Origin of the sequence: Lacinutrix neustonica (assembly GCF_026625145.1) — a bacterium.
Classification (GTDB): Bacteria; Bacteroidota; Bacteroidia; order Flavobacteriales; family Flavobacteriaceae; genus Lacinutrix; species Lacinutrix neustonica.
In genome coordinates, this window is record NZ_CP113088.1 from 1,270,729 (window position 1) to 1,297,533 (window position 26,805).

Consider the following 26,805-nt stretch of genomic DNA (forward strand, 5'->3'; position numbering starts at 1 on the left):
GGAAGAAAGTGTTAGTAAAAAGCTATAGAAGTATCGCATAAAACCATTTTATATGCTAATTTAGAAAAAAATTTAATGACCTATGATATTTCCTTGGCATCTTTACTTAATGGCTGTAATCTATATTTTTGCAGGCATTATGCACTTTATAAAACCAAAAGCCTATTTGCGCATTATGCCACGGTATCTGCCAAATCATAAACTACTAGTAAAACTGAGTGGTATCGCCGAAATTATGTTGGGTATAGGCTTATGTATTCCCTTATTAAAAGACTTTTCCGTTTACGGTATTATCTTGATGCTCCTGTTTTTTTTAATGGTACATGTTTATATGTTAACCGGAGAGAAAGCTTCCGCTGGTATACCAAAGTGGATCCTGCTTTTGCGTATACCTTTGCAATTTGGTTTAATGTACTGGGCGTATTGGTATCTTAAATTGTAACCCATCATGTTATTTCCTTCTGAAGAAATAAAATTAAACTTACCAGATGCTGAGATTAGTTATTTCCCTAATTTCTTTTCTATAGAACAGGCCCTTGAATATTTTGAAAATATCTTAAAGCATACCAACTGGCAACAGGACGACATAACTATTTTTGGAAAAACACATCAACAGCCAAGACTAACAGCCCTCTTTGCAAATAACAAAAAACCTTATAGTTATTCAAACATCACTATGTATCCCAATGTATTCTCTGAAGATTTGTTGGCGATAAAACAAAAAATAGAAACCGTTACTGAAACGCGTTTTACCACCTGTTTGGCAAATTTGTATCGCACTGGCCAAGATAGTAACGGTTGGCATGCCGATAACGAGAAAGCGTTAGGAAAAAATCCTATTATTGCTTCTGTGAGTTTTGGCGGGTGCAGAACTTTTCATTTAAAACACAAAACAAACAAATCACTCAAGCATAAAATGTTATTAGAAGCTGGTAGTCTATTGCTTATGAAAGGGGAGACACAACACCATTGGTTACATCAAATAGCAAAAACAAAAAAAAACGTACAACCTAGAATTAACCTTACTTTCAGAGTGATTAAATAACAATTAAACACAAAAAAACCGAAGTCCCTCAACTTCGGTTTTCCGCTATTTGCAATTATATGTTTTTCGTAGATTTAGGGTCTCTATATCAACTAAAAGCGCTGCAAATATTAATTAATTAATCCATTGAACTAAAAGTATGAATTCTAGTACACTTCAAATGTAGGGTAGAAATTCGAATTTGGACGTTTAAGAGTATGTTATTTCGATGAAATACATGAAATTTTAACAAGTTCAGATTAAAAACACAGATTAACCGATGAAATACGACATTTATAAAAAATTAAGTAAACTCTGTTTTATCCCAAAACAATTAAAGTAAATTTGTGTATAATTGTTCTCTTTGGCATCCCATTTGTAACTATATTGTTTTATACAACATTCAAATTATGAAAATGAAACTGTTTTTATTTATTTTAATTGGTAGTATCCATTTGGTTTTTTCTCAAGAAAAAAACTTTTCTTCACAAGATGTTTCTGTAAATAAATTCATCGATGGAACCCTACTCTCCCCTAATGCTATAAGAAAACCTCATTTGGTTATAATAATTGCTGGTTCAGGCCCAACAGATAGAGATGGGAATCAAAATTTTTTAAAAGGAAATGCGCTTAAGAAATTGGCAGAAGGACTCTCCAATAGAAACATTGCTACCTTTAGATACGACAAGCGCATTGTTAAACAAATACGAAAAGGCAACGTAGATAAAAACATTCAGTTTGATGATTTTGTAACCGATGCAGTTTCAGTGATTGACTATTTTAAAGCACTCGAAACATTTAATAAAATTTATGTTATGGGACATAGTCAAGGGAGCTTAGTAGGCATGCTAGCCGCGAAAAACAAAGCCAATGGTTTTATTTCATTAGCAGGAGCTGGTCAATCTATCGATCAAGTAATTATAGAACAGGTTGAAAAAACAGCTCCTATGCTTACTGAAGATACAAAACGTGTTTTTAAAATACTAGCAGAAGGAAAAACAACGAATGACTTCCCACCTGCTCTAGCTTCTATTTTTAATATAGAGATTCAACCTTTTATTTCCAATTGGATGTTTTATAAACCTCAAGAGGAAATAAAAAAACTCGACATGCCCATTCTCATTATTAATGGCACTAAAGATTTACAAGTTTCTGAGGCTGAAGCACAACTTCTAAAAGAGGCGGCACCAAAAGCTACGTTAAAAATCATTGAAAACATGAACCATGTTTTAGTGCCAATAGAAGGTGATGATTTAGAGAACTCGAAATCTTATAATGAATCTTCAAGAGCCCTTTCTTTCGATTTGTTTGATAGTATTATCGACTTCATAAAATAAAAAGTCATTAATTTGACATTTTTTCTGTTTGAAATGCACTAAAATTCGTGATGCTTTTTATACCCTGTACTCAAAATGAACTATGAATGCCTTTTAACTCCCCAAATGGTTTCAAAAAGTCTCCTATAACAGAAAAAGCACCTCTAAAAGAGATGCTTTTTCATACTAACCAACCAAAAATATGATAATTATTACTCCTAGTTTAAGGTAACCACACCTTAAAATGATCAACGTCAATAATTATATAAAGTATATTTCAATTAACGTGCCAAACTTAGCTATCGTATTATACTAGTATGTTTTTGAGAAATATTTAACGTTTACAACTTCTATTACCAAACCGTCATGAATAGAAAAAGCATTCCTAGAGGAATGCTTTTTCTTACTAACCAACCAAAAATATTGTAATTACTACTCGTTTTCTAAAGTAACCACACTTTAAAAAAGTCACTGTAAGTAATTACTATTATAAATATTCAATTAGTGTGCCAAACTTTATTTTCTGTTTTTTTTTATCCTGTTTTAAATCCTTATTTTGCACGAACTAAATTAAAAAAAATGAATACAGCTCCTTTATTTACCAATGATACTATCATTTTTGGTGTTTTGATGATAAGCTTAGGGTTTATATTTTATACCGAATCACTAAAAGGTGGTTTTTGGGAAAAATTTTACAAAATTGTACCTGGTCTCTTTATGGCATATATGCTCCCAGCTTTGTTTACAACCATTGGTTTGATTGCTCCGGAATGGGAATTTCTAAATGATGCAGGAGAAACCGTTAAGGGAAAATCAAACCTCTATTTTGTGGCCAGTCGTTATCTATTACCTGCTGCATTAGTTCTAATGACATTAAGTATTAACTTGAAAGCCGTATTTAATTTAGGTTGGAGAGCTTTGGTGATGTTTTTTACAGGAACCATTGGAATTATTATTGGGGGTCCCATTGCCATATTATTAATTTCTATGGTATCTCCACAAACTGTAGGAGGTGCAGGACCGGATGCCGTATGGAGAGGCCTATCAACCTTAGCTGGAAGCTGGATAGGTGGCGGTGCCAACCAAACGGCTATGTTAGAAATATTCGGCTATAATCAAGCAAAATATGGCACAATGGTATTTGTAGACATTGTGGTAGCCAATGTGTGGATGGCGATTTTACTTATTGGGATTGGAAAATCTGATCGCATTAATAAATGGCTGAAAGCCGATAACTCCTCAATAGTAGCGTTGAAAGAGAAGGTTTCAAAATTTTCGGCTAAAATAGAACGGAATCCCTCGCTAACAGACTTAATGATTATTGCTGCTATTGCCTTTGGATCAGTTGGCCTTGCGCATTTAGGGGCCGATTTCTTAGCGCCTTTTTTCGATCGGGTAGTTTCTAATATAGAATCCCCAACGACTAAAAACATATTCACCTTTCTTGGTTCTAAATTCTTTTGGATGATTAGTATTGCGACGATTATTGCTATACTACTATCGTTTACCAAAGCAAAAAATTACGAAGGTGCTGGGGCTAGCAAATATGGAAGTGTGTTTATTTATATCCTAGTCGCATCCATTGGTATGAAAATGGATTTAGCCCTTATTTTCGATAATGTGGGTCTCATCGCTGTAGGGGTCATTTGGATGTCCATACATGCTTTACTTCTAATTTTTGTTGCTAAGCTCATCAAGGCACCCTATTTTTTCTTAGCCGTAGGCAGTCAGGCTAATGTTGGTGGTGCGGCGTCGGCCCCTATAGTGGCATCGGCTTTTCATCCTTCTTTAGCTACAGTTGGTGTATTATTAGCGGTATTTGGCTATGCTGTTGGTACCATAGCCGCCATAGGGTGCACAATTTTAATGGAATTAGCGGCTGCCGGCTAGTATTTAATGAATTTTTATAGCATATTTGCGCTCTTAAAATCAAACAACACTCATGCAAAAATTATTAGTATTAACCTGTTTATGTCTTCTGTTTTCTTGTGGAAATGAGACGTCATCAGACAAACTTATTGTAAAAGGCAACATTAAAGGCTTAAAAAAAGGAACCGTCTATTTAAAGAAAGCGAAAGATAGCTTATTAATAACCGTCGATTCTTTAAAAATAGATGGACAGTCACATTTTGAATTAGAAAGTGATATTACAGAGCGTGAACTTTTCTATCTATATCTTGATAAAAACGATAACGATAAGGGTCGGATTTCATTTTTTGGTAACAAAGGCATCACAGAAATTAGCACAACACTAAAGAACTTTGTTTTTGATGCAAAAGTGACTGGTTCTAAACAGCAAGCAGTTCTAAATGAGTACAGAGAAGTATTATCTAAATTCAATAATCAGAATTTAGATTTAATTCAAGAAAATTTTAACGCGTCAAAAGCTCAGGATACTGCTTTAATACTAAAAACTGAAAAAGCCTATAAAAGCTTAGAAAGGCGAAAATATCTATATAGTGTTAATTTTGCGATTAATAATAAAGATAATGAAGTGGCTCCATATATCGCTTTAACCGAATTATATAATGCAAATATTAAGCTCTTAGACACGGTAAACAATTCGTTGACACCTAACATTAAAGAATCTCTTTACGGCAAAGCACTGCAACGCTTCGTTGATAGAATAAAGCAAGAAGAACAATAATATTAGTGCAGCTCTTTATTTTGTAAAACATCAAGCCTTTCTTTTTAGAAAGGTTTTTTTTATTTCAAATAATGACATAAAAAAACTCCAATCAAAACATGATTGGAGTTTGTTAGAGCCGATGGAGGGACTCGAACCCACGACCTGCTGATTACAAATCAGCTGCTCTAGCCAGCTGAGCTACATCGGCGAAACGAGTGCAAATATAAATTTCAATTTCATATCTACAAACATTTTTTTAAAAATTTTAAAGCTTATTTATTCTTTCGATAAGTTCACGTCCTTTAGTCTCTAGTTCTGAGCTAATTGACTTAAAGTGTGCTTTTTTATTTTCTTTAGGATTAGCATTAACTCTTGCTATTAAGTCATCAAACGTTGCAATTGCATCATCAATGATTTTCTCACTTTCTTTTGTGTCTTTAGAGGAATTTGAGTATTCCCAAACGTAAACTGCTTCAATAATGTCACCTAAAACATAATTAATGTCTTTTTTTAGGTCTCTTTTATTTGCCATAATAATAAAATTTAATTTTGCGCAAAATTAAACATAAACTTCTAATAACGTTGCTTTTTTCGCACTAATTTCATAGGCCTTGAAACACGCTGGGATTAGTACCGTTTCTCCCTTCAAGAGTGTTTCTCTATGGTTATCTACTTTTATAGTAGCTTCTCCATCAACACATAGATAAACCATAAAAGAATCGAATCTATTTTCCTTGTATAGTGTTTTATTACTTACTGCTAAATGATTCGTTGTAAAGTAAGCACAACTTACCATGTTATTAGCCTCATTTTCTGTCTGTGAATAGCGCACTCTAAAATCATCATCCATATTAAAATTGATGGCATCTAAAGCTAAATCATTATGTAAATCACGTGCATTACCGTCGCTATCTTTTCTATCCCAATCATAAATACGGTAGGTTATATCACTGGTTTGTTGTATTTCAGCTAACAGTACTCCTGCTCCTATAGCATGTATACGTCCCACTTCAATAAAATAGGCATCACCTGGCTTTACTTTTTCAAAATTTAATATCTCAGGGAGTGTTTTCTCTTTTAAATGTTTTAAATAAATTTCAGGCGTCATTTTTTGATTAAACCCGACGATAAGTTTGGCATCGTGGTCTGCTTGCATAACGTACCACATTTCTGTTTTTCCGTAAGAATCATGGCGTTCGGCAGCCAAGGTATCATTAGGGTGTAACTGAATAGATAAATTTTCTTTAGCATCAATAAATTTAATGAGCAGCGGGAATGTATTACCAAAAATTTCATGGTTCCTTTTACCAATTAACTCTGATTCGAAGGATTCTAATAAAAATTTAAGTGATTTGTTTTTATGGGCTCCATTTGCAACCAGTGAGATATCTCCTTCAACATCACTAATTTCCCAACTTTCTCCAACTGCAAAAGAATCACTCTCTTTATTCAATAATGACTGTAGTTTCCTACCTCCCGCATTTTATCTTTTAGGATGGGCTTAAACTTTAATGGATAGAGGTTATGAGTCATACTATTTTCCTGAATAGCTTACAAAATTGCGAGGTGTTTCATAAAGCGTCACTTCTAAATCAAGTTTTGAATCTAATTTGGATTTAATTTTTTGATATATAATGACTACAATGTTTTCTGCTGTTGGATTCAGGTCTCTAAACTCCGGAACATCTAAATTTAAATTTTTATGATCGAAAGCGTCTTCAATTTCGGTTTTAATAATCTCTTTTAAAACCTTTACATCAACTACATAACCCGTTTCTTGATCTATTTCTCCAGTTACACTGGCTATCAACTCGTAATTGTGACCATGAAAGTTAGGATTATTACACTTTCCAAAAATGGCATCATTTTTCTCCGAACTCCAATCCTTCCTATATAATCTATGGGCGGCATTAAAATGTGCCCTTCTACTTACAGTAACCTTCATACCTCTCTACTTATTGTTTTAATAATTACCTAAAACCGCTTTACCTTCTCGTTTGAAATCCTCATTTTTTTGTTTCAAAAGAGACATCGGTAATATTTATAAACTGATAAAACTTATCAAAGATAATTTTAAACCAGGCGGTGTATAAATCCGGTTGCTTTTTAATATCTGTTTTTACAGCCTCTAAGGACATCCATTTCCATGCTTCGACCTCTGTTTTGTTTATATTGGGTTCTGCATTAAAATACCCCACCATGATATGATCTAATTCATGTTCGGTTAACCCATTGTCAAAAGGTGCTTTGTAAATAAACGACATCTTTTCGGTTAGAGGGGTTACAAAACCCATCTCTTCCATTAAACGTCTTTTACCAGCTTCTAAATTACTTTCTCCTTCTCTTTGATGACTGCAGCAGGTATTGGTCCATAAACCAGGGGAATGGTACTTACTCAAAGCGCGTTGTTGAAGCATGAGTTCATTCTTTTCATTAAAAACAAATACAGAAAACGCACGATGCAACAGTGCTTTCTCATGGGCTTCCATTTTTGGCATTAAGCCTATTTGCTCGTCTTTTTCGTTTACTAGAATTACTTTTTCTTCTGTCATTTTCTTAATTGAGGAACACAAATTTACAAAATAGAGGAAAGAATCTCTTCGTTTTATGTTTATTTTAATACTCGTAAAAGTATTACCAATAGCAATAGCAATCCTTATAGAATGAGTGCGCTTGATATTATTTAATGATTGAGTGCATAAAAAGACACCCCTTATACTCTCCTGGGATCCCTTTGTTAGCACATCAAGCTGTTAAAACCCACTTGTATAGATGTATAAGTCATAACAGCCTTCTCCAAGAGTACGTCCATTAGAACACCTCATTTATCGATTAACCCATCCATCTTTATTTGCTGCTACAAGCTATGAGTACGCTTTGTATCACCCAAAACTTTTGTGTCCCATTGGCTTCGTTGCATTCTAAAAAAACCTCCTACGCTTAAAAACGTACAGTGACAATAAAAACAAAATGAGCATGGCCTACCATTTTGATTTTGAAAATAAAATTTGTTATCCACTATTGCCGCATGAATACATAATTAAATACAACTTAACCCTGCGGAATTTTATTCATTTAGAAACATTAAAAGTATATTTGCACAAATTATGTTTATGAAGTTTTTAGACGAAATCAAAAGAAGAAGAACCTTTGGTATTATATCGCATCCTGATGCAGGAAAGACGACTTTAACTGAAAAATTATTACTATTTGGAGGTGCCATTCAAGAAGCGGGTGCCGTAAAAAGCAATAAAATTAAGAAAGGTGCTACCAGTGATTTTATGGAGATTGAGCGTCAGCGTGGTATTTCTGTTGCAACCTCGGTACTTGCCTTTGAGTATGACGGAATAAAAATTAATATTCGGATACGCCAGGACACAAAGATTTTGCTGAAGATACCTTTAGAACATTAACGGCTGTAGACAGTGTTATTGTTGTAATTGATGTGGCGAAAGGTGTGGAAGAGCAAACTGAAAAATTAGTAGAAGTCTGTCGCATGCGCAACATTCCAATGATTGTATTCATTAACAAAATGGATCGAGAAGGTAAAGATGCCTTCGAATTATTAGATGAAATTGAACAGAAATTAGGACTCAAAGTAACGCCTCTAAGCTTCCCGATTGGTATGGGTTATGATTTTAAAGGGATTTATAATATCCGGGAGAAAAACATCAATTTATTTAGTGGAGATAGCAGGAAAAACATCGAGGAAACCATTGAGATTTCTGATCTCAATTCTAAAGAATTAAATACATTAATTGGTGATAAGGCGGCTGAAACGCTTCGCGAGGAACTAGAACTGGTAGAAGGTATTTATCCTAAATTTAATAATGAAGCGTACTTGGAGGGGACATTACAGCCTGTCTTTTTTGGTTCAGCCTTAAATAGTTTTGGAGTGCGAGAACTCTTAGATTGCTTCGTTGAAATCGCTCCAAAACCAAGAGCAAAAAAGAGCGAAGAGCGTTTAGTAAAACCCGATGAAGATAAATTTACTGGTTTCGTATTTAAAATACATGCCAACATGGATCCCAATCACAGAAATCGTTTGGCATTTGTAAAAATTGTCTCTCGGCGAGTTTAAACGCAACACGCCCTATTTACATGTAAGACATAATAAAAAAGTAAAATTCTCTAGTCCTAATGCTTTTTTTGCTGAAAAGAAAGAAATAGTAGACATCTCTTATCCTGGAGATATCGTGGGATTACAGGATACTGGAACGTTTAAAATTGGAGATACTTTAACCGAAGGAGAAGTCCTTAATTATAAAGGAGTGCCTAGTTTTTCACCGGAACATTTTAGATATATTAACAATGCAGATCCATTAAAATCTAAACAATTATTCAAAGGAATTGACCAATTGATGGATGAAGGTGTCGCGCAATTGTTTACACTTGAATTAAACGGTAGAAAAGTGATTGGTACTGTAGGCGCTTTACAATATGAGGTGATTCAATACCGATTAGAACATGAATATGGAGCAAAATGTACCTATGAAAATTTAAATGTACATAAAGCGTGTTGGGTTGACCCTAAAGATCCAAAAAATGCGGAATACAAAGAGTTTTTAAGGGTAAAGCAACGTTTTCTTGCAAAAGACAAAAGAAATCAATTGGTATTTTTAGCCGATTCTGCTTTTTCACTACAAATGACGCAGCAAAAATACCCTAGCATTAAATTTCACTATGTTTCGGAGTTTGACTAAACCTCTATTCTAGCCATTTTTTAATACGTCCAGTGTTTTCTATCATGATAATAAAGTGGTGAATTTTAAACATCCGTCTATTTTATAGGAGCTATCTATTTAAAAATAAAATACCTTAAATAAAAAATCCTCTAATTTAAAATTAGAGGATTTTTTTATACTAATCTCGTTAACTATTGATTATAAAACCACGTACTACTAAGACCAAATTAAGCCTGACCTGTTGGCCCAAAGTTAAGTGGGATTGGCGGCTGCTCTAAAAAAACATGTCGAGCACCTTTAATAGATCGGTTTAAAATACTATTGCAATTTATACATTAGGCTTGACCTGTTGGCCCAAAGTTAAGTGGAATTGGCGGCTGCTCGTAATCTTTAATTTCCCCATGAGCTTGTTCAAAACGCTTAACATTATCATTCAATGCCTTTAATAATCGTTTTGCATGCTGTGGTGTTAAGATGATTCTCGGATTTTACTTTACTCTTAGGTGTTCCAGGCATTATACTTACAAAATCTACAACAAACTCTGAAACAGAATGGTTTATAATGGCTAAATTAGAATACGTACCTTCTGCTACTTTTTCATCTAATTCAATATTAATCTGATTTTGTTTCGGTTTATTATCATTGTTATCTGCCATAATATTTTAAATTTTAAATAAAGAATCCCGCTTATTGAGCAGGATTCTTTTGTTATTAATATTTAAGAAATCAATTAATTATAATTTACTTCTTTTTTAGCTTGCATCATTTGGTCAAACTCTTCCTTAGAACCTACGATAATGTTATCATAGGCACGCATTCCTGTTCCTGCTGGAATTCTGTGACCTACAATTACATTTTCTTTAAGACCTTCTAAAGTATCTATTTTACCGGCAACTGCTGCTTCGTTAAGAACTTTAGTTGTTTCTTGGAAAGACGCTGCAGAAATAAACGATTTCGTCTGTAAAGAAGCACGTGTAATACCCTGAAGTATTGGCGTTGCCGTTGCTGATCTCGCATCACGAGCCTCAACTAGGTTTTTATCTTCACGTCGTAATAAAGAATTTTCATCCCTTAATTCGAAAGCCGTTATAATCTGACCTTCTTTTAAGTTAGAAGAATCTCCTGCGTTCTCCACGACTTTCTTACCAAAAATAGCATCGTTTTCTTCAATAAAATCTGCTTTATGTGCTAATTGATCTTCTAAGAAAATAGTATCTCCGAGTCAATAATTCTCACTTTACGCATCATTTGTCTTACAACAACTTCGAAGTGCTTATCGTTAATTTTCACCCCTTGTAAACGGTATACTTCTTGCACTTCGTTCACTAAGTATTGTTGCACCGCTGCTGGGCCTTTAATGTTTAAAATATCATTAGGGGTAATAGAACCATCTGATAGTGGCATACCGGCTTTAACGAAATCATTTTCTTGTACAAGAATTTGATTCGATAATTTAACCAAGTATTTCTTAATATCTCCTAGTTTAGATTCTACGATAATCTCACGATTACCTCTCTTTATTTTTCCGAAAGAAACCACACCATCAATCTCACTTACTACAGCTGGATTAGACGGGTTACGTGCTTCAAATAACTCGGTTACTCTTGGTAAACCTCCAGTAATATCACCGGATTTAGCAGATTTACGAGGAATTTTAACTAAGATTTTACCAATCTTAATTTTCTCTCCATCGTCAATCATAATGTGTGCTCCTACTGGTAAGTTGTAAGATCGAATCGCTTCACCCTTAGCATCTTCTACAATAAGCGTTGGAATCAACTTCTTATTTCTAGATTCTGAAATTACTTTTTCTTGGAAGCCTGTTTGCTCATCAATTTCAACTTGATAAGTAACCCCTTGCTCAATATTTTCATATCTTACTTTACCAGCAAATTCTGAAATAATAACACCGTTATATGGATCCCATGAACAAACAACATCTCCCGCTTTTAGCTTATCACCATCTTCAACAAATACTGTAGAACCATAAGGAATATTGTTAGTACTTAAAGTAATTCCTGTTTTCTTATCTACCAACTTCAATTCTGAAGTACGAGAGATTACAATATTTACTTCTTTACCTTCTTTATCCGTTCCTTTTACCGTCTTTAATTCTTCAATCTCAGCGATACCATCAAACTTAACCGCAAGATTATTGACTTCAGAAATGTTACCTGCAATACCACCCACGTGGAAAGTACGTAAGGTTAACTGTGTTCCTGGTTCACCAATAGACTGTGCTGCCACAACACCAACAGCTTCGCCACGTTGTACCATTTTATTGGTCGCTAAGTTTCTTCCGTAACACTGTGCACAGATACCTTGTTTAGCTTCACAACTTAAAGGTGAACGCACTTCTACAGTATCTACTGGAGAATTCTGAATTTTAGCTGCAATAGCATCATTGATTAAATCACCTGCTTCAACTAAGAGCTCTTCAGTAATAGGGTTATAAACATCGTTAAGTGCTACACGACCTACAATACGTTCTTGTAACTTCTCTACAACTTCATCATTTTTCTTTAATGCTGTTACTTCAACACCTCTTAATGTACCACAGTCTTCACTGTTTACAATAACATCTTGAGACACATCAACTAAACGACGCGTTAAGTACCCTGCATCGGCTGTTTTTAATGCGGTATCGGCAAGACCTTTACGCGCACCGTGAGTAGAAATAAAGTATTCTAAAATTGAAAGTCCTTCTTTAAAGTTAGAAAGAATTGGATTTTCAATAATTTCTCCACCACCGGCATTAGACTTTTTAGGCTTTGCCATTAATCCACGCATACCAGTTAACTGACGAATCTGTTCTTTAGAACCACGGGCTCCGTAATCAAGCATCATATATACCGAGTTAAATCCTTGTTGGTCTTCACGAATACGCTTCATAGACAACTCGGTTAACTCTGCATTTGTAGAGGTCCGGATATCAATAACTTGGTTATAACGTTCGTTATTTGTAATAAGACCCATGTTATAGTTACCAGTAATCGCGTCCACCTTTTTATTGGCCGCATCAATCATTGATTGCTTTTCCGGTGGGATAATAATATCACCTAAACTAAACGACAATCCACCTCTAAAGGCAAAATTATATCCTAAAGTCTTAATTTCATCTAAGAAAGCAGCTGTTTCTGGTACACTGGTTAGTTTTAATATTTCACCAATAATATCTCTAAGAGATTTCTTAGTTAATACTTCATTAACATAACCTGCGGCAGCTGGTACTTTTTCATTAAACAATACACGTCCGGTAGTTGTTTCAATAATTTGTGGCACCAAGTCACCCTCTGCATTAAAGTCCATGGTACGCACTTTAATTTGTGCATTTAAATCCACTTTTTGCTCGTTGTAAGCGATATTTACTTCCTCAGCCGAATAAAAAGTTAATCCTTCACCTTTTACAGGCACTTCGGTGTTGATAAACGTAGCTTGGTCATGTAATATAGACCAAGTACCATATCCTGAGAAGGTACTGTTACTGGTGAACCGTTTGCTGGATTTAAGATATTGTGTGAGGCCAACATTAATAGTTGACACTCTAAAATAGCTTCCGGTCCTAACGGTAAGTGTACTGCCATCTCGGTCACCATCGAAATCGGCGTTAAAGGCTGTACACACTAATGGGTGTAATTGTATTGCTTTACCTTCAATAAGTTTTGGCTGGAAAGCCTGGATACCTAATCGGTGAAGCGTAGGCGCACGGTTTAGTAATACTGGATGTCCTTTAAGAACATTTTCCAAGATATCCCAAACCACTGGCTCTTTTTTGTCTATAATTTTCTTAGCTGACTTTACAGTTTTTACAATTCCTCTTTCGATTAATTTACGAATGATGAATGGCTTGTAAAGTTCGGCAGCCATATTTTTTGGAAGACCACATTCAAATAATTTCAATTCGGTCCTACAACAATTACCGAACGTGCAGAATAATCAACACGCTTACCTAGTAAGTTTTGACGGAAACGTCCTTGCTTACCTTTAAGCGAATCTGATAACGATTTTAACGGTCTGTTAGAATCGGTTTTTACTGCTGATGATTTACGTGTGTTATCTAATAATGAATCTACAGATTCTTGTAACATACGTTTTTCATTACGTAAAATCACTTCGGTGCTTTTATCTCAACCAATCTCTTAAGACGGTTGTTACGGATAATAACACGACGGTATAAATCATTTAAATCTGAAGTTGCAAAACGGCCACCATCTAAAGGTACTAAAGGTCTTAATTCGGTGGAATTATTGGCACAACCTTTAAGATCATCCATTCTGGACGATTTTCACGATTGTTATTAGACTCACGTAACGCTTCTACAACTTGAAGACGCTTTAAAGCTTCCGTTTTACGTTGTTTAGATGTTTCTGTATTCGCTTTATGGCGTAATTCAAAAGATAAAGCATCTAAATCGATACGAGCCAATAAGTCGATAAGACATTCAGCACCCATTTTAGCAATAAACTTGTTAGGGTCTGCGTCTTCTAAATAGTTATTATCCTGAGGAAGCGTTTCTAAAATATTTAAATACTCTTCTTCTGTTAAGAAGTCCATTTTTTGCAATGGCTCTCCTTCGCCATTTTTAGCATTACCTGGTTGAATCACTACATAACGTTCGTAGTAAATAATCATATCTAATTTCTTAGATGGTAACCCTAATAAATAACCTATTTTGTTTGGTAACGAACGGAAGTACCAAATATGAGCAACAGGCACCACTAAATTGATGTGTCCTACGCGATCACGACGTACTTTCTTTTCTGTTACTTCTACACCACAACGGTCACAAACAATACCTTTGTAGCGAATTCTTTTATATTTACCACAAGCACATTCGTAGTCTTTTACAGGACCAAAAATACGCTCACAAAATAAACCGTCTCGTTCTGGTTTATGTGTACGATAATTAATAGTTTCTGGCTTTAAAACTTCACCTCTAGACTCTGCTAAAATAGACTCGGTGAGGCTAAGCCAATTGAGATTTTGTTAAATCTCTGTACTGTATTCTTATCTTGCTTTCTTGCCATTTCTTTATAGTTTTCAGTATTCAGTATTCAGTCGCAGTACTTACTGCTGACTGAACACTGTAAACTATTTTTTTACTCCTCTAATCTAATGTCTAACGCCAATCCTTTCAATTCGTGCATAAGTACGTTGAATGATTCTCGTAATCCTGGATCTGGCATTGGCTCTCCTTTTACGATTGCCTCGTAAGTTTTGGCTCTACCAACGACATCATCAGATTTTACGGTTAAGATTTCTCTAAGTGTACTTGATGCGCCATAGGCTTCAAGTGCCCAAACTTCCATCTCACCAAAACGTTGTCCACCAAATTGTGCTTTACCACCTAATGGTTGTTGTGTAATTAATGAGTACGGTCCAATAGAACGTGCGTGCATCTTATCGTCTACCATATGCCCTAATTTAAGCATGTAGATTACACCCACCGTTGCTGGTTGATCAAAACGCATCCCTGTTCCTCCATCGTATAGGTAAGTATGCCCATATCTTGGAATTCCAGCCTCGTCTGTCAATTCATTAATTTGATCAATTGATGCCCCATCAAAAATTGGTGTAGCATACGTGCGCCCTAAATCTTGTCCGGCCCACCCAAGTACGGTTTCGTAAATCTGTCCAATGTTCATACGCGATGGTACACCTAATGGATTTAATACGATATCTACTGGCGTTCCATCTTCTAAAAACGGCATGTCTTCTTGACGAACGATACGTGCAACAATACCTTTGTTTCCGTGACGTCCTGCCATTTTATCACCTACTTTAAGTTTACGTTTCTTAGCGATGTAAACTTTAGCTAATTTGATAATTCCTGCTGGTAATTCATCTCCTACAGAAATCGTAAATTTCTCACGACGTAATGATCCTTGTAAATCATTCTCCTTAATCTTATAGTTGTGAATTAAATCGGCAACCAATTTATTGGTATGATCATCTGTGGTCCAAGTTCCACCTGTTAAGTGTGTATAATCGTCAACAGCATTTAACATTTTTAGTGTGAATTTCTTACCTTTTGGTAATACTTCTTCACCCAAATCATTAAAGATTCCTTGTGATGTTTTTCCGTTAACAATCGTAAATAATTTTTCAACTACAACGGCTTGTAACTCATCAAACTTAGCATTATAAATACCTTCTAACTGCGCGATATCTTCTTTATCCTGAGCTCTTTTACGTTTATCTTTAATTGCACGAGAGAATAACTTCTTGTTAATAACGACACCGTGTAATGACGGAGAGGCTTTTAAAGACGCATCTTTAACATCTCCTGCTTTGTCACCAAAGATGGCACGTAATAACTTTTCTTCTGGTGTTGGATCAGATTCCCCTTTTGGAGTAATTTTTCCAATAAGGATGTCTCCAGGTTTTACTTCTGCACCAATACGAATCATTCCATTTTCATCAAGGTCTTTTGTAGCCTCTTCAGAAACGTTAGGAATATCGTTAGTCAACTCTTCGTTACCTAATTTTGTATCTCTTACATCTAATGAGTATTCATCAATATGTATAGAGGTAAATATATCTTCACGTACTACTTTTTCTGAAATTACGATGGCATCCTCAAAGTTATACCCTTTCCATGGCATAAAGGCTACTTTCATATTTCTTCCTAAAGCAAGTTCTCCATTTTGAGTGGCATATCCTTCAGATAAAACCTGTCCTTTTTTCACTTTATCCCCTTTCTTAACGATAGGTTTTAAGTTAATAGAAGTCCCTTGGTTTGTTTTTCTGAATTTTACTAAAGGATACGATTTTGTATCACTTTCAAAACTCACTTTTGCCTCATCTTCCGAACGCTCGTACTTGATTATAATTTCTTTTGCATCCACATATTCAACAACACCATCACCCTCTGCATTAATTAACACACGAGAATCTGATGCTACTTGACGTTCAAGACCAGTTCCTACAATAGGCGCTTGTGGTCTTAATAGTGGTACCGCCTGACGCATCATGTTAGATCCCATTAGGGCACGGTTGGCATCATCATGTTCTAAGAACGGAATTAAAGAGGCTGAAATTGATGAAATCTGGTTTGGTGCTACATCTGTATAATGGATATCTTTAGGGTCCATTACTGGGAAATCACCTTCCATACGAGCAATTACCTTGTCGTGTAGAATTTCTCCTTTATCATCTACTTTTACCGTTGCTTGCGCAATTAGCTTCCCTTCTTCTTCTTCAGCACTTAAATAAATAGGTGTTCCGTAAATATCAACAACACCGTTTTCAACTTTTCTATATGGTGTTTCAATGAATCCCATAGAATTTACTTTGGCGTAAACCGAAAGTGAAGAAATTAATCCAATGTTTGGACCTTCAGGTGTTTCAATAGGACATAAACGTCCGTAGTGTGTATAGTGAACATCACGTACCTCAAACCCTGCTCTTTCTCTAGATAAACCTCCTGGTCCTAATGCTGATAAACGACGCTTGTGCGTAATTTCAGCTAAAGGATTCGTTTGATCCATAAATTGAGACAACTGGTTCGTACCAAAGAAAGAATTAATGACAGACGATAACGTCTTGGCATTAATTAAATCGATTGGTGTAAAGACTTCGTTATCACGAACGTTCATACGTTCACGAATAGTACGCGCCATACGTGCTAAACCAACTCCAAATTGTTGAGATAATTGCTCTCCTACTGTACGTACACGACGGTTAGATAAGTGATCAATATCATCGATCTCTGCTTTAGAGTTAATAAGTTCGATTAAGTACTTGATTATTGTAATGATATCTTCTTTGGTAAGCACTTGCTTATCCATGCCGATATCTAATTGTAATTTTTTATTCATTCTATAACGCCCTACTTCTCCAAGAGAGTAACGTTGGTCACTAAAGAATAATTTATCTATAATACCACGCGCTGTTTCCTCATCTGGCGGCTCAGCATTACGTAGTTGTCTGTAGATGTGTTCTACGGCTTCTTTTTCAGAGTTTGTTGGATCTTTTTGAAGCGTATTATGTATAATTGCGTAGTCTCCTTGTTGTGCACTTTCTTTATGTAAAAGAATGGTTTTCACACCAACTTCAAGAATTTCTTCAATATTGTCTTTATCTAATTCTGTATCACGATCAAGTACAATTTCGTTACGCTCAATAGATACCACTTCACCGGTATCTTCATCTACGAAATCTTCATGCCACGTATTTAAAACACGTGCGGCTAATTTACGCCCTTGATACTTCTTTAATCCAGATTTTGAAACTTTAACTTCTTCTGCTAAGTCAAAAATTTCAAGAATATCTTTATCTCTTTCAAAGCCAATAGCTCTGAATAGAGTGGTAACAGGTAATTTTTTCTTTCTATCGATGTAAGCATACATCACTTGGTTGATATCTGTCGCGAATTCAATCCAAGACCCTTTGAAAGGAATAACTCTTGCTGAATATAATTTTGTTCCGTTGGCGTGAAATGATTGTCCGAAAAATACACCTGGAGATCTATGCAATTGAGATACAACAACACGTTCTGCACCATTGATACAGAAAGTACCGAGACGGCGTCATGTAAGGTATTGTTCCTAAATACACATCTTGTACTATGGTTTCAAAATCTTCATGTTCAGGATCTGTACAATAAAGTTTTAACCTTGCTTTTAATGGAACGCTATAAGTAAGACCTCTTTCAATACACTCTTCAATGGTATATCGTGGCGGATCTATAAAGTAATCTAAGAATTCTAAAACGAATTGATTACGAGTATCTGTAATTGGAAAGTTCTCCATGAAGGTGTTATACAATCCTTCATTACCTCTTTCTTCTGATTTTGTTTCAAGTTGGAAAAAATCCTGGAAGGATTTTATTTGAATATCCATAAAATCCGGATATTCTGTTCTATTTACAATAGACGAGAAATTTAATCTTTCAGCTTGTGTTACTAACATCAATGGACGAAATTTTGATTAAAAAAAATAGGTTTGTATACAGGTATTATCTATATACGACAAATGGTCTAGGTCTTGGAGAGTAATCTCCGCGACCTAAACCTTTGGTAATTTTTGGTACTAAGCTTACTTAAGCTCTACCTCTGCTCCTGCCTCTTCTAACTGAGCTTTAAGAGCTTCTGCTTCATCTTTAGAAACACCTTCTTTGATTGGGCTAGGTGCCTCATCAACTAAACCTTTTGCTTCTTTTAAACCTAAACCAGTTAATTCTTTAACTAATTTTACAACAGCTAACTTAGCGCTACCTGCGGCTTTTAAGATAACATCGAATTCAGTTTGAGCTTCTTCAGCTTCCCCACCGCCAGCGGCTGGTCCAGCTACTACAGCTGCTGCTGCAGGCTCAATACCGTATTCATCTTTTAATATAGTTGCTAACTCGTTTACTTCTTTTACTGTTAAGTTAACTAACTGCTCTGCGAAATCTTTTAAATCTGCCATTTTTCTATCGTTTTAATAAATTTTTAATTGTAATATAAGTGTATTTAAGTGCGTACTTTTTGAATTATCCCTCTTTTTGAGATAATGTTTTAAGAATTCCTGAAAGTTTTCCTCCACTTGATTTAAGTGCAGATATAACGTTCTTCGCAGGAGATTGTAATAATCCAACGATGTCTCCAATTAATTCTTCTCTTGATTTAATTTCAACCAACATATCTAGTTGATCGTCTCCAATATAAACCGTTTCCTCTATGAAAGCCCCTTTTAATAAAGGTTTTTCAGATTTTTTACGGAAGGCTTTGATTACTTTAGCTGGAGCATTTCCAGTTTCAGAATACATTACTGAAGTATTACCCTTAAGTGTTGATGGTAACGCTCCAAAATCTCTATCTGAAGCTTCCATCGCCTTTTCAAGTAATGTGTTTTTTACTACTGCTAGCTTTACGTTTGCTCTAAAACAAGCACGACGTAAATCTGAAGTATTTCCTGCATTTAAACCTGATATATCCGCTAAATAAATATTAGCATTATCGGCCAACTGTGCAGTTAATTCTTTAATAACTTGTGATTTTTCTTCTCTTGTCATAATAAAAGTTATTTAACTACTAACCGATTTTCGTATCAATTGCTATACTTGGGCTCATTGTAGAAGACATATAAATGCTTTTTACATAAATTCCCTTAGAAGCCGTTGGTTTCAGTTTCATTAATGTTGTTAATAATTCGTTTGCGTTATCTTCAATTTTGTCTGCACTAAAAGATGCTTTTCCTATTGAAGCGTGAACAATACCAGTTTTATCAACTTTAAAGTCAATTTTACCAGCTTTCACTTCAGTTACCGCTTTAGCTACGTCCATAGTTACCGTTCCTGTCTTTGGGTTAGGCATTAAACCACGAGGGCCTAATACACGTCCTAAAGGACCTAATTTCCCCATAACACTTGGCATTGTAATGATGACGTCTACGTCTGTCCAACCACCTTTAATTTTATCAAGGTATTCGTCTAAACCAACGAAATCTGCACCTGCTTCTTTAGCTTCTGCTTCTTTGTCCGGAGTAACTAATGCCAATACTTTTACATCTTTACCTGTACCATGTGGAAGAGACACAACACCTCTTACCATTTGGTTTGCTTTTCTAGGATCTACTCCTAAGCGTACAGCTAAATCTACTGAAGCATCAAACTTAGCATTTGATATTTCTTTTATTAAAGTTGAAGCTTCTTGTAAAGAATAAACTTTATCCTTTTCCAATTTAGCGACTACTTCTTTACGTTTCTTTGTTATTTTTGCCATCTTTAAAATCTTTTTAGGTTAATTAGGTTCTTGACCACCTTTAACAGTTATACCCATAGATCTTGCAGTACCAGCAATCATTTTCATTGCAGCATCAATTGTAAATGCATTTAAATCTACCATTTTGTCTTCTGCAATTGTCTTGATTTGATCCCAAGACACTTTTGCGATCTTACGTACGTGAGGTTCACCTGATCCTTTTTTCGCCTTGGCCGCTTCTAATAATTGCACTGCAGCTGGAGGCGTTTTAATTACAAAGTCAAATGATTTGTCTTTGTATACTGAAATAACCACTGGTAAAACTTTTCCAGCTTTATCCTGAGTTCTCGCATTAAACTGCTTACAGAACTCCATGATGTTAACTCCAGCAGCACCTAAAGCGGGTCCAACCGGTGGCGACGGATTCGCTGCACCTCCCCTTACTTGTAACTTAACTACTTTACCTAATTCTTTTGCCATTTTTAATAATTTAGTTCGCTATTAATTATCTTTTGGAAGCGATAATTAAGAGCATCTTTATTGTAACAATTATTATATTTTTTCAACTTGCATGTAACTTAATTCTAATGGGGTCTTTCTTCCAAAAATCTTAACCATTACTTCAAGTTTGCGCTTTTCTTCATTTATATTTTCGATAGTACCATCAAATCCATTAAAAGGACCATCAATAACTTTAACTGTTTCTCCTTTAGTAAACGGTATCGCAACATTCGAGTCGCCATCTACCGTTAACTCATCTACCTTACCTAACATTCTATTAACTTCAGAAGGTCTTAATGGTAATGGATCTCCACCTTTGGTTGCTCCTAAGAATCCTATAACATTTGTAATGGATCTAATAATATGAGGCACTTCTCCTGTTAAATTGGCTTTGATCATGATGTAACCGCTGAAGTAAACTTTTTCTTTATTTACTTTTTTACCATTACGTATTTGAACCACATTTTCCGTAGGAACTAATACTTGCTCAACATAATCTTGCAATCCTAAACGAGCAATTTCATTCTCGATATAAGTTTTAATCTTATTTTCTTGACCACTTACCGCTCTAACTACGTACCATTTTTTTTCTCCAACTTCAGCCATAATAAGTCTTAACCTTTAATTAATTCGAAATATGAGCTTATAACTTTACTAAAAACCGTGTCTACTCCCCAAATTGCTAAAGAGAAAATAATTGAAAACACAGCAACTAAAATGGTTAACTTTTGCACTTCTGCCCAAGGTGTCCATGTCACATTGTTTTTCAACTCACCGAATGATTCTTTAATGTAATTTACTATTCCAGCCATTTATATTCTTATTATTTAGTTAAACTGAACACTCAAGTTAGCAGTCTATCAAATTCATTCTAAAACAGAATTTTACAATTTCTATTTTTTGCACGGGTTGAGAGACTTGCTTCGACTAAGCTCAGCATAAACTTCTCGTCTCGTTCTTTTATTTTGCACGGGTTGAGAGACTCGAACTCCCGACACCTGGTTTTGGAGACCAGTGCTCTACCAACTGAGCTAAACCCGTAAATATAAGTCAAGGTGTCTTGAAAACAAGACACCTTAACTCTATATTTTAAAGACTATAATTAGTCTAAAATTTCAGTTACTTGACCAGCACCTACTGTTCTACCTCCTTCACGGATAGCAAAACGTAAACCTACGTTCATTGCAATTGGTTGGATTAACTCAACGTGTATTGTTAAGTTATCTCCAGGCATTACCATCTCTACTCCTGATGGTAATGCGATGTTACCAGTTACATCAGTTGTACGTACGTAAAACTGTGGGCGGTAGTTAGTATGGAATGGCGTGTGACGTCCACCTTCTTCTTTTTTAAGGATATAAACCTCTGCTTTAAATTTAGCATGTGGAGTTACAGAACCTGGCTTACAGATTACCATACCTCTAGAGATTTGAGATTTCTCAATACCTCTTAATAAGATACCAGCGTTATCTCCTGCTTCACCTCTGTCTAATATTTGACGGAACATTTCAATTCCAGTAACCGTAGACGTTAATTTTTGAGCACCCATACCAATAATTTCTACAGGGTCTCCTGTATTTGCAACACCAGTTTCGATACGACCTGTAGCAACAGTTCCACGACCAGTAATTGAGAATACATCTTCAATAGGCATTAAGAAAGGCTTATCAACTTCTCTTAAAGGCTCTTCGATCCATGCATCAACAGACTCCATTAATTCTAATACAGTATCTACCCACTTTTGTTCTCCATTTAAAGCACCTAAAGCAGAACCGGAAATTACAGGTCCATTATCACCATCATACTCATAGAATGATAATAATTCTCTAACTTCCATATCAACTAATTCTAAAAGCTCTTCATCATCAACCATATCCACTTTGTTTAAGAATACAACGATTCTTGGGATACCTACTTGACGACCTAATAAGATGTGTTCACGTGTTTGTGGCATAGGACCATCAGTCGCAGCAACTACAAGAATTGCACCATCCATTTGAGCAGCACCAGTAACCATGTTCTTTACGTAATCGGCGTGACCTGGACAGTCAACGTGAGCGTAATGACGATTTGCTGTTGCATATTCTACGTGTGAAGTATTAATTGTAATACCTCTTTCTTTTTCTTCTGGTGCATTATCAATCTGATCGAATGATCTTGCTTCTGAGAAACCTGCATCAGCTAATACTTTAGTAATAGCAGCAGTTAAAGTTGTTTTACCGTGATCTACGTGTCCAATTGTACCAATATTTAAGTGGGGTTTTGAACGATCGAAAGTTGCCTTTGCCATGTTTTAATAATTTAATCTTAGTTATATAATAATATTAGTGTTCTAAATTTTTGTACTTTTTAATAAATTGAGCCAATGACGGGAATTGAACCCGTGACCTCTTCCTTACCAAGGAAACGCTCTACCCCTGAGCTACACCGGCTAAAATATTAGAGCGAGAGACCGGGTTCGAACCGGCGACATTCAGCTTGGAAGGCTGACGCTCTACCAACTGAGCTACTCTCGCAATTATTTTTAATCCTTAATGTTTAAAACTTGTTTGCTCAAAGCACTTTTGAAATCACTCTGGTAAATGATTTAGAAGAATTACTTCGCTTTGCTCTGTAATCCGCTTGAGTACCCCAAACCTTATTTTTTAAATCCGTCTTTAAGAAAGTGAGCTTTCTACAGTTGCTTTTAAAAATAAGTGGGGAGAGCAGGATTCGAACCTGCGAAGACGTAGTCAGCAGATTTACAGTCTGCCCTCGTTGGCCGCTTGAGTATCTCCCCAATTTTAAACTTTTCAATTTTTTAAAGAACTTACAATAAAAACATATTCGCACATGTTCTCATTTTAGAGCCGATGGAGGGACTCGAACCCACGACCTGCTGATTACAAATCAGCTGCTCTAGCCAGCTGAGCTACATCGGCTTTTAATGCCTTTTTTATGTATAAAAAAAGCCCGCTATTTCTAACGGACTGCAAATGTAAATATTTATTTAGTTATTCAAAAATATTTTATACAATTATTTTTATAAATTATGCTCTTAATTTATCTTTTCGCTTTTTTAGCTGCCTTTCTAAGGATGCAACAGCCACATCTGTTCCTTCTTCAAAGGTTTTGCATTGTTTCTTGACCACAAAACTATCTCCTGGCACACTAACTCTTGCTTCAAATATTTTATTTTCTTTACCACTAGTGTTTTCAACCTTTAAATACACATCTGATTTAATGACTTTATCATAATATTGTTCTAATTTATCCATTCGTTTTTGAATGAATGTAATTAATTTTGGATCTGCGTTAAAATTAACTGATTGTGTGTTTACCTTCATGCACTTTGATTTTAATGGGTTAAACATTGGATACTAGTTATCTTTTACTTCTTGGATGCGCTTTTGAATACACTTTTTTTAGTTCTGCTATACTGTTATGGGTATATACTTGCGTCGCAGCTAAACTGGAATGTCCTAACAGTTCTTTAACAGCATTTAAATCTGCACCTTGATTTAATAGATGCGTCGCAAAGGAATGTCGTAATATATGCGGACTCTTTTTAACTTTGTTCGATGCCTGACTAAAATACTCATTTATTATTCTGTAAACAAGAGTTTCATAAATTTTAACGCCTTTACGGGTTAGAAAAAAAGCGTCTTTATCTGTAATTATTTCAAGCTCTTGCCTTTTCTTTAAATAAATGGCAATAGTTTCAGTCACTGTATTTAATAACGGCACATAACGTTCTTTATTTCGCTTGCCCGGAACCTTTAACAGATTATTAGCACGATCAACATCAGCGCATTTTAAATTCACTAATTCTATGCGTCTTATACCCGTAGTATAGAATAATTCTATAATTAATTTATTGCGAAGACCCTCGAAATCCGCCTCATGATGTAGCTCATCTATTGCTATAGCTACTTCAGCCTCCGAAAACGGAACTTGGATTTTTTTACTTGTTTTAAGTGCTTTGTGTTTTGCTAATGGATTGACCTCTAATGCGCCTATTTTTAATAAAAATTTATAGAAGGAATTTAATGCCGAAACTTTACGATTAACGCTTCGGTTTGAGAGTTTTGATTCTACCAGGCTTACAATCCAACTTCTTATTTGTGAATAGTTGGCCCCCACAATATCCGCATCATCATATTGTGAGAGTAAAAACGTTTGAAATGAAGCGATATCCTTTTCATAAGCATTTATTGTTAATACAGAATAATTCCGTTCTAAATTAAGATAATCTGTAAACGATTTGAGCATAACTATGTGTTGTTTCTATTTAAATATACAATCTTTTTTAAGTTGAGCTCTTTAAAAATAAAAAATCCCACTTTAAAGTAGGATTTTTTTTTTAGATCAATATAAAGCTTCTTATTTAACAGACCATACGGTATAACTTTTTGGAGGGGATTGAATTTTTACCCATTTTCCAGATTGTGTCACTGGTTCCCAGTTAGAGTGCCCTGTATAATCTTTAATTCTTGTGTTAGACCAATTGGTTTCTACCCAACGTTCTTGCCAGGCGTTTGAATTATTAATGTATACTATTAAGCCTGCACTATTCTCGCCATTACGTTTTGCAATATACTCGTCATTATCTGTATATAATATCGAAGTGCTTCCTTTAGCCAAACTATTATGTATCCATATTAAATTGTTTAGCCTTTCTTTATCTAACCACGCTTCATAATCTTTATAAAAAATAGCAGGGTATCCTTCATGTGTTAAAATATAAGCATACGCCAGTATTTTACCATTATAAATCTCATCTGTATCATGATTAGCAACAAAAGTCACTGCTTTAGTTGGATTAATTTTCCACAACATGCCATCATTTAATTTGTTTAAGTTATTGCCTACAAAGGCATCCCGCATTCTGTAATAACATGCAAAATCGAAAGCACTTACTTCTGCTTGATTAGCCCACCAGTTTAATGTATTTTCATTACCATCCCAATATTCTCCAACAGAAAAGCCTCCTACTGCGTTTTTCCAGTTCTTTACTACCCAAGGTTCAAACCCCTTTACGTAATCAAATCTCCAACCATCAAAGCCAATGACGTCTCTATAATATTTGCCTACACTATTGGTTTTGTTCCACAACCAGTCCTGCACATACGTTTGATGGTGACACAAATCGGAAACCCTCCAAAGGCACCGGAATCATTGTTATGAATATTATTTGCATGAAAATCGCTAGAGGTTCTTAAAAAATTACCGAGATAATGGATTAAAGTCTGTGTAAGTATTTCCTCCAGTATATGGGTTACTTTCAGTGTCTCCTCCGCTATTATGATTAATAACAATATCTGCGATGACGCTTAGCTGATTGGCATGCGCTTTATTTATTAAATTCATTAACTCTGTTTTAGATCCAAAACGTGTTTCTACACTTCCCATTTGATTGTACTCACCAAAATCATAATAATCAAAAGGATCATAGCCCATAGAAAAAGGACCATTTTGTGCTTTCGATACTGGTGGCAGCCAAATGGCATCTATTCCAGCATTACTCCAGTCTTGCACTTTTCCATTGACAACATTCCACCAGGTGCCGCCTGCAGGCACATCCCAATAGAAGGCTTGCATCAATACTCCTGAACCTATAGGTTTTAAACCGGCTCTTTGTGCTGTTGTTTCAATATTTTGCTCTTGAATAGGGTTGTCATTGTCATCAAAAATCGGTTCTTGATTACTACAATTAAATGCTATTACAAACAATAGTAACAAACTAGTAATTTTTAGGTTTTTCATATTTTATTAAGTGTTAAATGATATATTTCGAATTTAAATTACACTATATTTAGGAATATGACAATCACTTTTAGATACGCAAACGTTTTCGTGTTAACAACTCTTCAAATTTTCTGCTTTTTACGCCTAATTATTTAAAAATCAAATGGTTTATAGACAAAAAAAAGCCAGTAAAAATTAATTTCTGACTTTTAGGTTGTACTACGGAATAGTTACTAT

General features: G+C 35.1%; 18 protein-coding genes, 6 tRNA genes and 5 pseudogenes. 6 read left to right on the plus strand and 23 right to left on the minus strand.

Features of this window, described 5'->3' with window-relative positions; all coding sequences use genetic code 11:
- The first annotated feature begins 82 nt into the window (after positions 1-82).
- The 5 genes from N7U66_RS07060 to N7U66_RS07080 all read left to right on the plus strand — a co-directional run bounded on the left by N7U66_RS07060 (position 83) and on the right by N7U66_RS07080 (position 4,987).
- Positions 83-442: a DoxX family protein gene (locus N7U66_RS07060; RefSeq protein WP_267677887.1), complete on the plus strand. Its 360-nt coding sequence runs from the start codon at positions 83-85 to the stop codon at positions 440-442.
- Between the two features lie 6 nt (positions 443-448).
- Positions 449-1,045, plus strand: coding sequence for an alpha-ketoglutarate-dependent dioxygenase AlkB family protein (locus tag N7U66_RS07065; RefSeq protein ID WP_267677888.1), 597 nt, complete (start codon positions 449-451; stop codon positions 1,043-1,045).
- 389 nt (positions 1,046-1,434) lie between these two features.
- On the plus strand, positions 1,435-2,361 hold the full coding sequence (locus tag N7U66_RS07070) for an alpha/beta hydrolase (protein WP_267677889.1): 927 nt from the start codon (positions 1,435-1,437) through the stop codon (positions 2,359-2,361).
- A 558-nt stretch (positions 2,362-2,919) separates the two neighbouring features.
- Positions 2,920-4,230: a DUF819 family protein gene (locus tag N7U66_RS07075; RefSeq protein WP_267677890.1), complete on the plus strand. Its 1,311-nt coding sequence runs from the start codon at positions 2,920-2,922 to the stop codon at positions 4,228-4,230.
- Positions 4,231-4,282: 52 nt separating this feature from the next.
- Entirely contained in the window at positions 4,283-4,987 is a 705-nt protein-coding gene (locus tag N7U66_RS07080; RefSeq protein ID WP_267677891.1) for a DUF4369 domain-containing protein, read from the plus strand.
- 116 nt (positions 4,988-5,103) lie between these two features.
- Here N7U66_RS07080 and N7U66_RS07085 read toward each other — a convergent pair.
- From N7U66_RS07085 to idi, 5 genes are all read right to left on the minus strand, one after another.
- A tRNA-Thr gene (locus tag N7U66_RS07085) sits at positions 5,104-5,177 on the minus strand.
- Positions 5,178-5,234: 57 nt separating this feature from the next.
- Positions 5,235-5,501 carry a hypothetical protein gene (locus N7U66_RS07090; RefSeq protein ID WP_267677892.1) on the minus strand — a complete coding sequence of 89 codons (267 nt, stop codon included), beginning with the start codon at positions 5,499-5,501 and terminating at the stop codon, positions 5,235-5,237.
- Positions 5,502-5,528: 27 nt separating this feature from the next.
- Entirely contained in the window at positions 5,529-6,422 is an 894-nt protein-coding gene (locus tag N7U66_RS07095; protein ID WP_313791451.1) for a type I phosphomannose isomerase catalytic subunit, read from the minus strand.
- Between the two features lie 81 nt (positions 6,423-6,503).
- Entirely contained in the window at positions 6,504-6,914 is a 411-nt protein-coding gene (locus tag N7U66_RS07100; protein WP_267677893.1) for a 6-pyruvoyl trahydropterin synthase family protein, read from the minus strand.
- Between the two features lie 61 nt (positions 6,915-6,975).
- The gene (idi, locus tag N7U66_RS07105; protein ID WP_267677894.1) at positions 6,976-7,521 is read right to left on the minus strand and encodes an isopentenyl-diphosphate Delta-isomerase; all 546 of its coding nucleotides are present in this window, start codon (positions 7,519-7,521) and stop codon (positions 6,976-6,978) included.
- Between the two features lie 561 nt (positions 7,522-8,082).
- On the opposite strand from idi, the pseudogene N7U66_RS07110 reads away from it, so the two are divergent.
- Positions 8,083-9,672 (plus strand): annotated as a pseudogene (locus N7U66_RS07110) (peptide chain release factor 3).
- 317 nt (positions 9,673-9,989) lie between these two features.
- On the opposite strand, the pseudogene N7U66_RS07115 reads toward N7U66_RS07110, so the two are convergent.
- From N7U66_RS07115 to N7U66_RS07200, 18 genes and pseudogenes are all read right to left on the minus strand, one after another.
- A pseudogene (locus tag N7U66_RS07115) lies at positions 9,990-10,311 on the minus strand (DUF3467 domain-containing protein).
- A gap of 74 nt (positions 10,312-10,385) precedes the next feature.
- A pseudogene (gene rpoC, locus N7U66_RS07120) lies at positions 10,386-14,682 on the minus strand (DNA-directed RNA polymerase subunit beta').
- A 72-nt stretch (positions 14,683-14,754) separates the two neighbouring features.
- Positions 14,755-18,568, minus strand: a pseudogene (rpoB, locus tag N7U66_RS07125) (DNA-directed RNA polymerase subunit beta).
- Positions 18,569-18,694: 126 nt separating this feature from the next.
- Positions 18,695-19,066: a 50S ribosomal protein L7/L12 gene (rplL, locus tag N7U66_RS07130; protein WP_267677896.1), complete on the minus strand. Its 372-nt coding sequence runs from the start codon at positions 19,064-19,066 to the stop codon at positions 18,695-18,697.
- Positions 19,067-19,130: 64 nt separating this feature from the next.
- Entirely contained in the window at positions 19,131-19,652 is a 522-nt protein-coding gene (rplJ, locus tag N7U66_RS07135; RefSeq protein WP_267677897.1) for a 50S ribosomal protein L10, read from the minus strand.
- Between the two features lie 19 nt (positions 19,653-19,671).
- Positions 19,672-20,361 (minus strand): 50S ribosomal protein L1, encoded by a 690-nt coding sequence (rplA, locus tag N7U66_RS07140; protein WP_267677898.1) that lies wholly within the window; start codon positions 20,359-20,361, stop codon positions 19,672-19,674.
- An 18-nt stretch (positions 20,362-20,379) separates the two neighbouring features.
- Positions 20,380-20,820: a 50S ribosomal protein L11 gene (rplK, locus tag N7U66_RS07145; protein WP_267677899.1), complete on the minus strand. Its 441-nt coding sequence runs from the start codon at positions 20,818-20,820 to the stop codon at positions 20,380-20,382.
- A gap of 72 nt (positions 20,821-20,892) precedes the next feature.
- Complete coding sequence (gene nusG, locus N7U66_RS07150) at positions 20,893-21,447, minus strand: transcription termination/antitermination protein NusG (RefSeq protein ID WP_267677900.1); 555 nt, start codon at positions 21,445-21,447, stop codon at positions 20,893-20,895.
- An 8-nt stretch (positions 21,448-21,455) separates the two neighbouring features.
- Positions 21,456-21,653 carry a preprotein translocase subunit SecE gene (gene secE, locus N7U66_RS07155; protein ID WP_267677901.1) on the minus strand — a complete coding sequence of 66 codons (198 nt, stop codon included), beginning with the start codon at positions 21,651-21,653 and terminating at the stop codon, positions 21,456-21,458.
- Between the two features lie 156 nt (positions 21,654-21,809).
- Positions 21,810-21,882: transfer RNA gene (locus N7U66_RS07160), tRNA-Trp, on the minus strand.
- 61 nt (positions 21,883-21,943) lie between these two features.
- The gene (gene tuf, locus N7U66_RS07165) at positions 21,944-23,131 is read right to left on the minus strand and encodes an elongation factor Tu (protein WP_267677902.1); all 1,188 of its coding nucleotides are present in this window, start codon (positions 23,129-23,131) and stop codon (positions 21,944-21,946) included.
- 70 nt (positions 23,132-23,201) lie between these two features.
- Positions 23,202-23,273: transfer RNA gene (locus N7U66_RS07170), tRNA-Thr, on the minus strand.
- Positions 23,274-23,284: 11 nt separating this feature from the next.
- Positions 23,285-23,357, minus strand: a tRNA-Gly gene (locus N7U66_RS07175).
- A 181-nt stretch (positions 23,358-23,538) separates the two neighbouring features.
- Positions 23,539-23,620: transfer RNA gene (locus N7U66_RS07180), tRNA-Tyr, on the minus strand.
- Between the two features lie 68 nt (positions 23,621-23,688).
- A tRNA-Thr gene (locus N7U66_RS07185) sits at positions 23,689-23,762 on the minus strand.
- Positions 23,763-23,870: 108 nt separating this feature from the next.
- On the minus strand, positions 23,871-24,167 hold the full coding sequence (hpf, locus tag N7U66_RS07190; protein ID WP_267678491.1) for a ribosome hibernation-promoting factor, HPF/YfiA family: 297 nt from the start codon (positions 24,165-24,167) through the stop codon (positions 23,871-23,873).
- A gap of 37 nt (positions 24,168-24,204) precedes the next feature.
- Positions 24,205-25,092 (minus strand): tyrosine-type recombinase/integrase, encoded by an 888-nt coding sequence (locus N7U66_RS07195; protein ID WP_267677903.1) that lies wholly within the window; start codon positions 25,090-25,092, stop codon positions 24,205-24,207.
- Between the two features lie 111 nt (positions 25,093-25,203).
- A pseudogene (locus N7U66_RS07200) lies at positions 25,204-26,586 on the minus strand (alpha-amylase).
- Between the last annotated feature and the right edge of the window lie 219 nt (positions 26,587-26,805).